We start from the raw sequence: 12,899 nt of genomic DNA, 5'->3' as shown, positions 1-12,899 counted from the left end.
CGCGCTTGTGAACAGTGTCCCCAAGTGAGTTTCCCACAGGGCAAGCCTACGGGCCGCCTCTTTGGCGTCCGTGGTCTGTAGTGATCTGGTGATTTCAGTCCGGCGAAGCCGGTCCCGAAGGTCGGCGGGCACGATGACCCGCGATGCGTAGACGGCGCCCCGGCGCTGTAGCATTTCCTGTAGCTCTCCCTGTAGCACAGGGTCCGAACCGTCTGGAAATGCCTTTTCCCCTGTGATTTCAGGGGCTTTCGGGAGGGTGTGGCTATGGGTGGAATCGAACCACCGACCTCGGGATTATGAGTCTCGCGCTCTAACCGTCTGAGCTACATAGCCAGGTTTTCGGATTTTACAGCCATGGCCCCTCGCGGGGACCGTGCTCCAGCCGGCTGTACTGCCTTGCCGCGCGGAACCGCGAATTATTCCCGCGCGGCGGCCTGCCGTCAATTCATGGTGCGGTCGCTTGTCGGTCCGGCACGGGCATGGCAGAGTCGGTCGCAGTGAATTTGGAGTCCGCATCGTGATCGATCCGGACGGCTACAGGCCCAATGTCGGCATCATCCTGATGCATCCGGACGGTCGCGTCTTCTGGGCGCGGCGGGTGCGGCGTGATGGCTGGCAGTTCCCGCAGGGCGGGATGAACACCGACGAGACGCCGCTGGAGGCGATGTACCGCGAGCTGGAGGAAGAGACCGGCCTGCGGTCCGAACACGTGGCCGTGCTCGGGGTCACCCCCGGCTGGCTGCGCTACCGCCTGCCGCGGCGGGCGATCCGCCGCAACGACCGGCTGGTGTGCATCGGCCAGAAGCAGGTCTGGTTCCTGCTGCAGTTCACCGGCGCCGAGAGCGACCTGCGCCTGGACGGCACCGACAAGCCGGAGTTCGACCACTGGCGCTGGGTCGACTTCTGGTACCCCCTCGAACACGTGGTGTCCTTCAAGCGGGGGGTTTACGCGAGCGCGCTGCGGCACCTGGCGCCGTTTGCGCGCCAGATCGCCGGCCAGCGGGCGATCCCGCAGCCGCAGCCGGACCCGCGGCCCGACGCCCGGATGCGCGGGCCCTCGCCGCGCCGGCCCGGGCAGCGAGGGCAGGGGGACGTGCCGCCGGGTGGTCGTGTCGCCCGTTAAGGATTGACAATCATTCTCATTTGCATCGACAATCGGCACCGTTCCCCGCGGCGACGGTATACCGATCCATGTACGTGTGCATCTGCAATGGCGTGACCGACCACGACATCCGCCAGGCGGCGAAGGCCGGCTGCTGCGGGATGGCCGAGCTCACCATGCGCACCGGCTGCGGCGCCTGCTGCGGCAGCTGCGTCGACACCGCTGCCGACACGCTTGAACAGGCCCGTGCGGAACTGCAGCCGCAGCGCGGCAACGTCGTCGAATTCCCGGGCATCCGCCACGCCGCCTGACGACCGCCGTCCCGCCTGCGGACGGGTCCGGTATTGCACACGATTCGCGTTTCGTCAGCGCTCCGGCGATGGCGCTAGAGTGGCGCCATCGTGAACCACGGAGGCGGCCATGAAGGGCGACGCACAGGTCATCAAGTTCCTCAACCAGGCGCTCTACAACGAGCTGACCGCGATCAACCAGTACTTCCTGCACGCCAAGATGCTGAAGAACTGGGGCCTGCATGAACTGGCCAAGCACGAGTACGAGGAATCGATCGACGAGATGAAGCATGCCGACATGCTCGCCGAGCGGATCCTGTTCCTCGACGGGCTGCCGAATTTCCAGGCGCTGGGCAAGCTGAAGATCGGCGAGAACCCGAAGGAAGTGCTCGAGTGCGACCTGGCGCTCGAAATGGAGGCCGTCGCGCCGCTCAAGGAAGCGATCGTGTACTGCGAGCAGGTCGGCGATTTCGTCAGCCGGCGGTTGTTCACCAACATCCTCGAGTCCGAGGAAGAGCACATCGACTGGCTGGAAACCCAGCTGGCGCTGGTGGAGCGGATCGGCGAGCAGAACTACCTGCAGACCAAGATCGACGGGGACGACTGAGGGCTGTTTCTCTTGCTCCTTGCGGGAGCGACTTCAGTCGTGCGCTGTTGATTGGCGGGTGGGCATATCCATCTCCCCTCACGCAGGGGGCTGGGATTCTCTTGAAGAACTTGCGGCTGAAGCCGCCCCTGCAGATACAGGCATCCTGTTTGATCAGGGTGAATCGGCGGTACTGCCCTGGGTGGCGCGCAGGAGCTGCCGGGTGCGCTGGAATTCGTTGGCGACCAGGGCCACCGCGACCGCGGGGCGCTCCAGCGACTGCTCGCGGGCGCCCATTTCGATGCGCCTGGCCGCGGCCGACAGCGACATCGCGCCGAGGTTGGCGCTGGACGACTTGAGCGAGTGCGCGGCGTCGCGCAGGGCCGGGTAGTCCGGTCCGCTGCTGGCGGCGTTTTCCAGCTCGGAAATCAGGCGCGGCGTGTCTTCGAGGAAGACGTCGATCAGGCGGTCGACTTCGCCGCCGAGCAGGGCGCGCAGTTCGTCCAGGACTTCGCTGTCGATCAGCGGCACCGGCGTGCGCGGCGGTGCAGGCATGGAGGCCGGTGCGTTGGCCGGAGCTGCGGCCCGCGGCGTTGAGGTTGCGGGTGCCGGGGCAGGTGCGGCGGGGGCGGGAACGTGCGCGGCGGCGCCGGATGCGATGGCGGCGGCCACCGGCTCCGGCTGCGCTGCCGCGACAGCGGGCGCTGCCGGGATCACCGGTGGCGCGGCGGGCGTAGGCTCGGGCGCCACATCCGCGAGGACGGGGACCGAAACCACGTCCTCGCGCACATCATCGGCTGCCCAGGCGGCGTCGGCCGCGGCTTCCGGCGCGGCGGCATCATCGACGCCGGGTGCGGGCGCGTCGGCGTCGAGCGCGGCGACCTGCGGGTTCCACCAGTGGTGCAGGCAGCGTTCGAGTTCACTGCGGGTGACCGGCTTGGGCAGGTAGTCGTCCATGCCCGCGTCCAGGCATTTCTGGCGGTCGCCGGCCATCGCGTTGGCGGTCATCGCCACGATCGGCAGGTGGTGGCCATGGTCGGCGGCCGCTTCGCTTTCGCGCCAGCGGCGGGTGGCGGTATAGCCGTCCATCACCGGCATCTGGCAGTCCATCAGCACCAGGTCGTAACGCGAGGCGGACATCCGCATCAGCGCCGCCTCGCCATTGCTGGCGGTGTCGCAGGTGATGCCGAGCACGCCGAGCAGGCGCTGGCCGACCATCAGGTTGACCGGGTTGTCCTCGACCAGCAGGACCCGGGCGCTGCGCAGCGTGGTGGCGTCGTTGTTCGTGACCATCGTGGTTGTCGGTGTGGCGGCAGCGTCGCGCTGCAGGCTGTCGGGCGTGGTGGTGGCGGGGCGCGAGTCGGTCAGCGCCGCGCGCAGGTCCTGGTCGGGCGCCTGCCGGCTGAGCAGGGTGGCGCTGTGCTGCAGCTCTTCGGGGATCGAGTCCTCGCCGTAGAGGCAGACCAGCCGCAGGTCGCCATAGATCGAGCTGCGGCTGATGTTGCGATGCAGGGCCACGGCGGTGTTGCGGATGCCGGCCAGGTCGGCGAGCACCACCGAGTAGGCCCACGGCTTGCCCTGGTTGGCGGCGGTGCGCAGGCGTTCGAGCGCTTCCTGGGTGGTTTCCACCGCACTGACCCGCAGGCCCCAGTTGGGCAGCAGCATCGACAGCCGCAGGCGCAGGCGCGGGTCGGCGCTGAGCAGCAGCAGGCGGCCTCCGCTGTTGGCCGCGGCGATGCCGGTGGCGGGCATGTCGCCCTGCACCTTGAGCAGCGGGACCTCGAACCAGAACGTGGCGCCGCGGCCGGACTCGGACTCGACCCCGATGCTGCCGCCCATCAGTTCGACGATGCGCTTGGAGATCGCCAGCCCCAGGCCGGTGCCGCCGTACAGGCGGGTGGTGGAGGTGTCGGCCTGGTTGAAGGCCTGGAACAGCCGGCCCTGCGCGTCGCGGGCGATGCCGATGCCGGTGTCCTGCACCTCGAAGCGCAGCTGGTGCTGCGCAGGCGTCTCGCCGATGCGGCGCAGGCTGATGGTGATCGCGCCGCGCTCTGTGAACTTGACCGCGTTGCTGACCAGGTTGCTGAGCACCTGGCGCAGCCGCACCGGATCGCCGCGCACCGGCAGGCGCACGCCCGGGTCGATCTGCAGCGACAGGCGCAGGCCCTTGCTGAGCGCCGGGCGTTCGAGCAGCTGCACCACCGTTTCCAGCAGTTCGCGCAGGTTGAAGCCGGTGGACTCGAGCACGAGCTTGTCGGCCTCGAGCTTGGAGTAGTCGAGGATGTCATCGACGATGCGCAGCATCTGCTGCGACGAGGTGTAGGCGGTACGCACCATCTCGGCGTGGTCGGGCGCGAGCTGGGCGTGCATCAGCAGGTCCAGCATCGGCACGATGCCGTTGAGCGGGGTGCGGATCTCGTGGCTCATCGTGGCCAGGAACTCGCCCTTGGCCATCATCGCCGACTCCGCCGCCTGCTTGGCCTGGCGCAGCTGCTGTTCGAGCTGGGTGTGGCGGTCGAGCTCGCGCTGCAGCTCGCCCAGCTCGGCCTCGTCGCGGCGGGCGCGGATCTCGGCCTCGGCCATCTCGCGTTCGCGCTCGCGGCTGGAAACGAACACGCCGATCGAGGCGAACACCGCCAGCAGCGCCAGCACCAGGGCCGCGCCCTGCCACGGCCCGTCCAGGCCGAGCGCGTCCAGCGACAGAGTCAGCGCCGCGCCGGCCGCCGCGCCCAGCGCCAGCCAGCGCAGCATCACGGCCGAGGGTCGCGCGCGGGATACCGTCAGGTTCATAGGACGGAGTTCTGGAAGTCGAAGTCGAGGCCCCCGGCGGCGTGCTGCACGAGGTTGCCCTGGATGTAGTCGACGCCGCTGATCCACAGTGTCGCCGCCGCCTGCGGGTCTTCCACCTGCTGGCCGATCACCTGCAGGCCGAGCCGGTGGGCGCGTTCGATCGCCGCGCGCATCTCGTCGCGCACCGCGCCTTCGCCGAGCTGGCTGGAGTAGCGCGCGGCCAGGCGCACGAAGCCCAGGGGCATCCGTGCGAGCAGGGCGTCCGGTTCGGGGCCGGCGGTGTACTGGCTCAGGCACAGCTGCACGCCGGCCGGCACCATCGCCGCGCAGAACTCCTGCAGCGCCACCGCGTGTACCAGCGCGTCGTCCTGGCGCACGTCGACCACCAGCGTCGGGCCGTCGATGCGGGTGCCCGACAGCATCTGCAGCAGCGCGGCGGCGTAACCGTCGCGGACCAGCGTGCGCGCCGACTGGCTGACGAACAGCCGCACCGGCCGGTTCTCGCCGGCGCGTTCGTCGAGCGTGGCGACCGCCAGGTCCAGCACCCGGCGGTCGATCTCGTGCAGCACGCCCGCGGCCTCCGCGGTAGGCACGATCTCGGCGGCCGTGTGCAGGTTGCCGCTGCCGTCGCGCAGGCGCAGCAGCGTCTGGTACTGCGCTTCCTCGCCGCCGGCGACCGCGACGATCGGCTGGTAGGCCAACTCGAAGCGGTCGTTCATCAGCGCGTCGTGGATCATCACCACGCGGTCGGCATCGGCCTCGACGGCGGCCTCCCGCGGCGGTTCGTGGGCGGCGATGCCGACCGGCAGCTGGCGCGCCTGGCGCAGCGCCTGTTCGGCCGCTGCCAGCGCGGTGCTGGCGTCGTCGAAATTGCTGCGCAGCGCGGCGTAGCCGACCAGCGCGCGCAGGCGCAGGGATTCGCCGTCGATCGACACCTGGTGGCGGCTGGTGCCGTCGCGCAGGGTGCGCGCGAAGGTGCCCAGCGCGGGGTCGTCGAGCCCGGTGGCGAAGACCACGAAGGTGTTGTCGTTCAGGCGGCAGACCAGGTGCTCGCCGGCCAGCTCGCCGATGTGGCGCCCGGTGTCGGCCAGCGCGCTTTCCAGCGCGGCGTAGCCGAAGCGGTCGCGCAGCGCGGTGGTGTGTTCGATCTCGACGAAGTACAGGCCGCCGGATGTCGCACCCGGGACCGTCGCGCCGAGCTGCTGCAGCATCGCCGCGCGCGTGTACAGGCCGGTGGACGGGTGCCGGCCCTCGCCGCTGCGCTGGCGTTCGAGCTTGCGCGCGCGGCGCACGCGGCTTTCCACCGCCGCGATCAGGTGCCGCGGGCGCACCGGCTTGGTCAGGAAGTCGTCGGCGCCGACCTGCAGCACTTCGAACTGGGTTTCCGGATCCGGGTCGCCGGTCAGGAACACGATCGGCGTGTGCGCGAACGCGGCGTGTGCGCGGATCATGGTGGTGATCTCGGCGCCGTTGAGGCCGGGCATGTGCAGGTCGGTGAGTACCAGGTCGGGCCGGAATTCCTCCATCGCGGCCATGACCTCGCTGCTGATGCCGACCACGCGCGCCTGCATGCCGGTGCCCATCAGCACGGTCTCGGCGAACAGGGCCTGGCTGGGGTCGTCCTCGACGATCAGCACCCGGTACGGCGCGTCGACGCCCTCGTCCGCGGCCGGCAACACCTGCGGCAGCGGCTCGTTGGCGGGCGTGGCGTCTTCGGCGGGCAGCTCCGGTGGCGGTGCATCGCCGCACCAGCGGCGCCAGTAGTGCTGCGGCGGGTATTCCGCGCGCACACCCGGTTCCGGCGCCACGGCAGTAGGCCGTGCGCCGCCTGCGGCATCTGCGGCAGCGGTTCGGGTGGACGCGGTCACGTGCAGGCTCCCCTGTCGATGCCGCGATTATGCGCAGCACCTGCGTACAAGCCTACTACGGACCGCACGGTTCGATCAGGACAGGGGAAACCCTTGGTAGCGGCCGTGCCCGGCGGTCGTCGATGCCCTGCCGGCAGGTCTCACGCCGCGCCGCACGGACCCGATGAACGCGGACCCTCAGCCGCCCTGCGGCCGCGGCGCGCGGCGGAACAGCTTGCGCCAGACCCACCACACCAGCAGGGCGAAGAACAGGCTGACCGCGACCACCAGCGCCAGCGCGATCCACGGGTGCGCGAACGCCAATGCCAGTCCGCCGACCACCGCCGCGTCCTCGGTCACCGAGGCCGTCCAGTTGCTGACCGGCTCGGGCGAGGTGTTCATCATCGCCCGCGCGCCGCTCTTGAGCAGGTGGCTGGTCAGCGCGACCCCTGCGCCGGTGGCGAGCATGCCGGTACCGAGGTCGCCGTCCGGCGACAGCGCGGCGGCGGCGAGGAAGGCGCCCGCGGGGATCCGCAGCAGCGTGTGCAGCAGGTCCCAGCCACTGTCGACGCCGGGGATCTTGTCGGCGAAGAATTCGGCCACCGCCAGCACGCCCGAGACGCCCAGCACCCACGGCGAGGCGGTCACCTCCAGCGCCTGCGGCAGGTCCAGCCAGCCGAACCAGCCGGCCAGGCCGACGCCGAATACGGTCAGGTAGACCCGGATCCCGGCCAGCCAGGCCAGCAGCACGCCGATCGCGAACAGGTGGGCATCGGTCATGTCGTCATCCCGCGCCGCGTCGGATCGCGGCTGCCGGGCGCAGGTTAGCGCGCCCGCGCGCGGCTGCCTGAATGGCCGGCGACGCCATCGCCCGCGATGCCGGCACGCGCTTGCTTCACCGCTGACGCGCCGCTATACCGGTGCGATGACCGATCCAGAGCAATCGCCGCCCGCCGCACCGCCGCCCGCGGCGCCCACGGAAGATGCGCCGGCCACGCCTTCCACGCCCCCTGTCTCGCCCGCGTCGCCCCTCCGCTGGTGGCGGCCGCTGCTGTTCGTCGTGGCGCTGGCGTTCGGCTGCTGGGGGGCCTGGAAGACCTTCGCCCCGGCGCCCGCCGTGCCCTCGGCCGGTCAGCATGCCAGGGTCGAGGCGCTGGAACAGCAGGTCGCCACCCTGCGCCGCTCCGACCAGATCAGCCGTGACGCCAACCGCGACCTGCAGGGCACCCTGGCCGAGCGCGACGAGGAAATCGCCGGTCTGCGCGCGGATGTCGCCTTCTACGAGCGCTTCGTCGGCGCCACCGGGCAGCGCCGCGGGCTGACCGTGCACCAGCTGAACCTGCGGCCGCAGTCCGGCCAAGCCTGGCACTTCACCACCACGCTCACCCAGAACCTCAACCGCGGCGCGGTCAGCAGCGGCGAGGTGACCCTGTCGGTGGAGGGCACCCGCGACGGCAAGCTGCAGACGCTGGCCTGGGACGACCTGCGCCAGCAGCCCGACGCGCCCGGCATCGCGTATTCGTTCAAGTACTTCGAGGAAGTCGGCGGCGACCTGGTGCTGCCGGCCGGCTACCAGCCGCTGCGCGTGGTCGTGCGGCTGGCGCCGAAGAGCGGCGCGGCGGTGGAACAGTCGTTCACCTGGGCCGATGCGACGGGCCGTTCCGCGCCGGAAGCTTGAAGCGCGCCACTGCGCCCCCCATCCTGTGGCCATGGACATCAATGCCGCCCACGGCGCCGAGCCCGGCTACCAGTCGCTGCAGCGCCCGCTCGACTTCACCCCCGCCGCGGCCGCCAAGGTCCGCGAGCTGATCGCCGAGGAGGGCAACCCGGCGCTGAAGCTGCGCGTCTACATCCAGGGCGGCGGCTGTTCGGGCTTCCAGTACGGCTTCGAGTTCGACGAGCAGCAGGGCGAGGACGACCTGGCCATCGACACCGACGGCGTGGTGCTGCTGGTCGACCCGCTGAGCCTGCAATACCTGATGGGAGCGGCGGTCGACTACGTCGAGAGCCTGCATGGCGCGCAGTTCACCATCCGCAACCCGAACGCGAAGTCGACCTGCGGCTGCGGGAGCAGCTTCACCGTCTAGGTGCGGCGGCGCGGCACATCCGCGTCCGTATCCGCATTCGCAGGCGCGACGGAAGTCGCGACGGCCTTCCCCGCAAACCCGGTCGCGACTTCCGTCGCTCCTGCGGAAGATCTCATCGCCGTGTCCACAATGGGACAATGGCGACCCGCACGATGACCGGCCCGCGCGAATGACATCGTCCCCCGTCGAACGCCCACCGGCGTTCGCCTTCGTCGAATCCCCCCTGGACCGCGCCGAGCACCTGCGCGACGACGCCGACCTGCTCGCGCGGCGCTGGCCACAGGCGCGCGTGGTGGTGGTCGACGCCGAAGGCCGCGCGGCCGCCGATGCGGCCGGCGCGCCGCTGGTGCTGCACGGCATGGACCTTGCGCCGGCCGGCGCCGCCGCCGCCGGCCCGGCCGCGGCGGCGCTGTTCCTCGGCCTGCGCGGCACGCAAGCGTGGTTCGCCGTGCGCGCCGACGCGGTCGCGATCGACGCGTCCGGCTGGATCGACCTGCGCAGCGCCGCGGCCGCTTGGCCGGCGTTCGAGGCCACCGCGTTCGCGCAGGCGCGCGCGCTGCTGCACTGGCAGGCGCGGCACCGCCACTGCGGCGCCTGCGGCACCGCGCTCGAGTACCGACGCGCCGGCTGGCTCGGCTGGTGCCCGCGCTGCCGGCTCGAACACTACCCGCGCACCGACCCGGCGATGATCGTTGCCGTCACCGACGGCGCGCGCCTGCTGCTCGGCCGCAATCCCGGCTGGCCGCCGCACCGCTATTCGACGCTCGCCGGCTTCGTCGAGCCGGGCGAATCGCTGGAGCAGACCGTCGCGCGCGAGGTATTCGAGGAGAGCGGGGTGCGCGTCCGCCGCTGCCGCTACCTGGCGTCGCAGCCGTGGCCGTTCCCGTCGTCGCTGATGCTCGGTTTCCTTGCCGAGGCCGAGCCGGACGAGCCGCAGGTCGGCGATGAGCTGGAAGACGCGCGCTGGTTCAGCTTCGAAGAAATCGATGCCGCGCTCCGCGGTGTGTCGCCCGAAGGCGGACTGCTGCTGTCGCCGTCGATCTCGATCTCGCGCTGGCTGGTCGAGCACTGGCACGCGACGATGGCCGCCGCGCGCTGAGGCTCCGCGCGACACGCCGCCGCGGCGCGTCATGCCGGCGGCGCGGAGGCTGCATTAAACTCGGGCGATGTTCACGACCCTGCTCGCCGTCGTCGTCGCCCTCGTCCTTGGCCATCTCGTGCCGCCGCTCGCCGTGGCCGTGCGCCAGTACGGCTGGTTCGGGCAGTGGATGCGCTGGCTGGACGGCCGCTTCCCCGGCGACGGCTTCTGGCGTGGCCCCTTCGGCGTCGCCCTGGCGCTGGTGCCGCCGCTGCTGGTGGTGGTGCTGTTCCAGCTGGCGCTGCGCGATTCGGTGTACGGCCTGCCGGCGCTGGTGTTCGGCATCGCGGCGCTGTTCTACGCGTGGGGCCCGCGCGACCTGGACGTCGACGTCGACGCCATCGCCGCGGCGACCGACCCGGTCGAGCGCCACGACGCGGCCGCACGCCTGTGGCCGCCCGGCGAACCGGTGTCGCTGGGCGGCGGCGCGCTGGTCGGCGCGGTGTTCCGCAACGCCAGGCGGCGCTGGTTTGGCGTGCTGTTCTGGTTCCTGCTGCTGGGGCCGGTCGGCGCGCTGCTGTACCGCCTCGCCGCGCTGGCCGCCGAAGGCCGCGACACCCACCTGCTGCCGGCCGGCACCGTCGCCGGCGCGCGCACCCTGCTGGCGGTACTCGACTGGCCGGTGGCGCAGCTGATGACCCTGGCGATGGCGCTGGTCGGCAACTTCGACGCCGTGTTCGGTGCGTGGCGGGAGAACGGCGGCGCGTCGTTCGTCCTCGACGCCGGCTTCCTGGACGCCGCCGCCCGTGCCTGCGTGCGCAGCGAGCTGGCCGCGGAGGTGGACGACGAGACCGAATCGGGCGTCGCGATGGCCACCGGCGGCGCGCTTGCCCCCAGTGCCCCCGAGCTGCCCGAACTGCGCGACGCCATGAGCCTGGCCTGGCGCATCCTGCTGGTGTGGATGGCGGTGCTGGCGCTGTTCGTGGTCGCCGGCTGGGTGAGCTAGAAGCAACTCCCGTGGGAGTCTTGTGGGAGCGGCCATGGCCGCGATGGACTCCCACCGCATCCCATCGCGACCATGGCCGCTCCCACAAACAGCGGTTGCTATGCCTCGCCGCCGCGCAGCGCGCGGACTTCCGCTTCCAGCGTTTCCGCGGTGACGCCGGCGCCGGTCACGGGCTCGCCCGCCACGACCTCCACGTGCGCGCGGAAGCGGCGCGGCACGCGCATCCGTCCGCGGCGGCCGTCGCGGCGGCTCCACATGCTCGCCCACATGCCGCGCAGCGCCAGCGGGACCACCGGCACCGGGCGCCCGGCGGCCTGCGCGCGGGCGAGGATGCGCTCGACGCCCGACTTGAAGGCGGCGATCTGCCCGTCGCCGGTCAGCCGCCCCTCCGGGAAGATGCCGACGATCCCGCCGTCGGCCAGCGCCGCGTCGATGGCGTCGAACGCCTGCTCCATCAGCGCGCCGTCCTCGCGCGCGCCGGCAATCGGGATCGCCTTGCCGGTGCGGAAGATCCAGTGCAGCCCCGGGATGTTGAAGATCCGGTGGTCCATCACGAAGCGCACCGGCCGCGGGATGCTGGCCGCCAGGAGCAGCGCGTCCATGTAGCTGACGTGGTTGCACACGACCAGCGCCGGGCCGTCTTCGGGCACGTTGTCGATGCCGCGCGTGCGCAGCCGGTAGAGCGTGTGCACCAGCACCCAGCTCAGGAACCGCATCAGGAATTCCGGCACGATCGCGAAGATCCAGATCGCCACCAGCGCGTTGGCCACCGCCAGCGCCAGGAACACCTGCGGGATCGTCCAGCCCAGCCAGCGCTGCACCGCCAGTGCCGACAGCGAGGCCAGCACGATGAAGCCCGAGTTCTGGATGTTCAGCGCCGCGAACACCCGCGACATCTCCGACTTGGGCGTGCGCGACTGGATCAGCGCGAACAGCGGCACCACGAAGAAGCCGGTGAACAGGCCGATGCCGACCAGGTCGGCCACCGTGCGCCACGCGCCGGGCTGCTGCAGGAAGCCGGCCACGTCCAGTCCCGCCACCGTTGCCGCGCCGGTGCGCGACAGCGCCAGGTCGAGCATGAAGGCGGTCATCCCGAACGCACCCAGCGGCACCAGCCCGATCTCCACCGTGCGCGCCGACAGCTTCTCGCACAGCATCGAGCCCACGCCGGTGCCGACCGAGAACAGCGCCAGCGCCAGGATGTACAGCGTCGCCGAGCCGCCCAGGTAGACCTCGGCGTACGCCGGCAGCTGGCTGGTCAGCACCGTGCCGACGAACCAGAACCACGACACGCCCAGGATGGCGTTGCGCACCGCCAGCAGCTTGCGCGCCAGCCGCAGCACGGCGATCGACTCGGGGATCGGGTTCCAGTTGACCTTCAGCCCCGGCGCGCCGGCGCCGGCCGGCGGGATCGCGCGGCTGACCAGGTGCCCGGTGACGGCCAGCGCGATGATGATGCCGCCGGCCGCCCACGGCCCGCCGTCGCCGGCCATGGCGAAGATCGACCCGCCCAGCACCATGCCCAGCAGGATCGAGAGCGACGTGCCCATCTCGACCAGCCCGTTGCCGCCGGTCAGCTCGCGCGGATGCAGCACCGCCGGTAGGATCGAATACTTCACCGGCCCGAACAGCGTCGACTGCACCCCGGTCAGGAACAGCGCCACCAGCAGCACGGTCATGTTGGTGGTCGCGAAGCCCACCGCCGCCAGCGTCATGATCGCGATCTCCATCGCCGTGGTGATGCGGATCAGCGTCGCCTTCTCGGTGCGCTCGGCGAACTGCCCGGCCAGCGCCGAGAACAGGAAGTACGGCAGGATGAAGATCGCCGGCGCGAGCGTGGCGTACAGCGTCTTCTGCTCGGCGCTCACGCCCAGCCAGAACAGCATCCCGATGATCGCCTGCCGGTAGACGTTGTCGTTGAACGCGCCGAAGCACTGGGTCGCGAAGAACGGCAGGAAGCGGCGCTGCCGCAGCAGCTGGAACTGGCTATGGCCCGACATGCGAGGGTCCCGGTGGCAACCGCGCGAGCCTAGCAGAGCCGCGCGTTCATGCGGATGCGCCAGGCCCCGCGGGAGCGACTTCAGCCGCGGGCCTTACCTTCGACGGCCGTGGT

The 12,899-nt window shown here is 71.1% G+C and carries 11 protein-coding genes, 1 tRNA gene and 1 pseudogene; 7 read left to right on the top strand and 6 right to left on the bottom strand.

Going from position 1 to position 12,899, the window contains the following annotated elements; genetic code table 11:
• Window positions 1-6 precede the first annotated feature (6 nt).
• Window positions 7-174: pseudogene (locus ABD679_RS15625) on the bottom strand (DUF6538 domain-containing protein); the annotation flags it as partial.
• Window positions 175-259: 85 nt separating this feature from the next.
• Window positions 260-333, bottom strand: a tRNA-Met gene (locus ABD679_RS09520).
• A 184-nt stretch (window positions 334-517) separates the two neighbouring features.
• Between ABD679_RS09520 and ABD679_RS09515 the strand changes: the two genes are divergently transcribed.
• The 3 genes from ABD679_RS09515 to bfr all read left to right on the top strand — a co-directional run bounded on the left by ABD679_RS09515 (window position 518) and on the right by bfr (window position 1,999).
• Complete coding sequence (locus ABD679_RS09515; protein WP_344759744.1) at window positions 518-1,123, top strand: RNA pyrophosphohydrolase; 606 nt, start codon at window positions 518-520, stop codon at window positions 1,121-1,123.
• 68 nt (window positions 1,124-1,191) lie between these two features.
• On the top strand, window positions 1,192-1,413 hold the full coding sequence (locus ABD679_RS09510; RefSeq protein ID WP_344759743.1) for a (2Fe-2S)-binding protein: 222 nt from the start codon (window positions 1,192-1,194) through the stop codon (window positions 1,411-1,413).
• Between the two features lie 109 nt (window positions 1,414-1,522).
• On the top strand, window positions 1,523-1,999 hold the full coding sequence (gene bfr, locus ABD679_RS09505; protein ID WP_344759742.1) for a bacterioferritin: 477 nt from the start codon (window positions 1,523-1,525) through the stop codon (window positions 1,997-1,999).
• Between the two features lie 153 nt (window positions 2,000-2,152).
• Here bfr and ABD679_RS09500 read toward each other — a convergent pair whose 3' ends face one another.
• The 3 genes from ABD679_RS09500 to ABD679_RS09490 form a co-directional block, all read right to left on the bottom strand.
• On the bottom strand, window positions 2,153-4,768 hold the full coding sequence (locus tag ABD679_RS09500; RefSeq protein ID WP_344759741.1) for a hybrid sensor histidine kinase/response regulator: 2,616 nt from the start codon (window positions 4,766-4,768) through the stop codon (window positions 2,153-2,155).
• A complete protein-coding gene (locus ABD679_RS09495; RefSeq protein ID WP_344759740.1) occupies window positions 4,765-6,558 on the bottom strand; it encodes an EAL domain-containing protein in 1,794 nt (597 codons plus the stop codon). Before ABD679_RS09495 ends, ABD679_RS09500 begins: the two co-directional genes overlap by 4 nt.
• Before the next feature lie 255 nt (window positions 6,559-6,813).
• Window positions 6,814-7,395 carry a DUF4126 domain-containing protein gene (locus ABD679_RS09490; protein ID WP_344759739.1) on the bottom strand — a complete coding sequence of 194 codons (582 nt, stop codon included), beginning with the start codon at window positions 7,393-7,395 and terminating at the stop codon, window positions 6,814-6,816.
• 145 nt (window positions 7,396-7,540) lie between these two features.
• Here ABD679_RS09490 and ABD679_RS09485 point away from each other — a divergent pair, with 145 nt between their 5' ends.
• From ABD679_RS09485 to ABD679_RS09470, 4 genes are all read left to right on the top strand, one after another.
• Window positions 7,541-8,293 (top strand): DUF6776 family protein, encoded by a 753-nt coding sequence (locus ABD679_RS09485; RefSeq protein ID WP_344759738.1) that lies wholly within the window; start codon window positions 7,541-7,543, stop codon window positions 8,291-8,293.
• 31 nt (window positions 8,294-8,324) lie between these two features.
• Window positions 8,325-8,702: an iron-sulfur cluster insertion protein ErpA gene (gene erpA / locus ABD679_RS09480; protein WP_344759737.1), complete on the top strand. Its 378-nt coding sequence runs from the start codon at window positions 8,325-8,327 to the stop codon at window positions 8,700-8,702.
• A gap of 169 nt (window positions 8,703-8,871) precedes the next feature.
• Window positions 8,872-9,801, top strand: coding sequence for an NAD(+) diphosphatase (nudC, locus tag ABD679_RS09475; RefSeq protein WP_344759736.1), 930 nt, complete (start codon window positions 8,872-8,874; stop codon window positions 9,799-9,801).
• Between the two features lie 67 nt (window positions 9,802-9,868).
• The gene (locus ABD679_RS09470; RefSeq protein ID WP_344759735.1) at window positions 9,869-10,786 is read left to right on the top strand and encodes a hypothetical protein; all 918 of its coding nucleotides are present in this window, start codon (window positions 9,869-9,871) and stop codon (window positions 10,784-10,786) included.
• Window positions 10,787-10,884: 98 nt separating this feature from the next.
• Here ABD679_RS09470 and ABD679_RS09465 read toward each other — a convergent pair whose 3' ends face one another.
• Window positions 10,885-12,786 carry an MFS transporter gene (locus tag ABD679_RS09465; RefSeq protein ID WP_344759734.1) on the bottom strand — a complete coding sequence of 634 codons (1,902 nt, stop codon included), beginning with the start codon at window positions 12,784-12,786 and terminating at the stop codon, window positions 10,885-10,887.
• Window positions 12,787-12,899: the final 113 nt, after the last annotated feature.

The sequence above is a fragment of the Luteimonas lutimaris genome (genome assembly GCF_039537065.1).
In the GTDB taxonomy this organism is placed as follows: domain Bacteria; phylum Pseudomonadota; class Gammaproteobacteria; order Xanthomonadales; family Xanthomonadaceae; genus Luteimonas; species Luteimonas lutimaris.
The sequence above is the reverse complement of the archived record's forward strand: the minus strand, read 5'-3'. Positions and strand labels throughout refer to the sequence as shown.

Excerpts from the sequence above, each read along its gene's own strand:
- ABD679_RS09490 (WP_344759739.1), bottom strand. The coding sequence starts at position 7,395 with ATGACCGATGCCCACCTGTTCGCGATCGGCGTGCTGCTGGCCTGGCTG.
- ABD679_RS09500 (WP_344759741.1), bottom strand. The coding sequence starts at position 4,768 with ATGAACCTGACGGTATCCCGCGCGCGACCCTCGGCCGTGATGCTGCGC.
- nudC (WP_344759736.1), top strand. The coding sequence starts at position 8,872 with ATGACATCGTCCCCCGTCGAACGCCCACCGGCGTTCGCCTTCGTCGAA.
- ABD679_RS09470 (WP_344759735.1), top strand. The coding sequence starts at position 9,869 with ATGTTCACGACCCTGCTCGCCGTCGTCGTCGCCCTCGTCCTTGGCCAT.
- ABD679_RS09465 (WP_344759734.1), bottom strand. The coding sequence starts at position 12,786 with ATGTCGGGCCATAGCCAGTTCCAGCTGCTGCGGCAGCGCCGCTTCCTG.
- ABD679_RS09485 (WP_344759738.1), top strand. The coding sequence starts at position 7,541 with ATGACCGATCCAGAGCAATCGCCGCCCGCCGCACCGCCGCCCGCGGCG.
- bfr (WP_344759742.1), top strand. The coding sequence starts at position 1,523 with ATGAAGGGCGACGCACAGGTCATCAAGTTCCTCAACCAGGCGCTCTAC.
- erpA (WP_344759737.1), top strand. The coding sequence starts at position 8,325 with ATGGACATCAATGCCGCCCACGGCGCCGAGCCCGGCTACCAGTCGCTG.
- ABD679_RS09510 (WP_344759743.1), top strand. The coding sequence starts at position 1,192 with ATGTACGTGTGCATCTGCAATGGCGTGACCGACCACGACATCCGCCAG.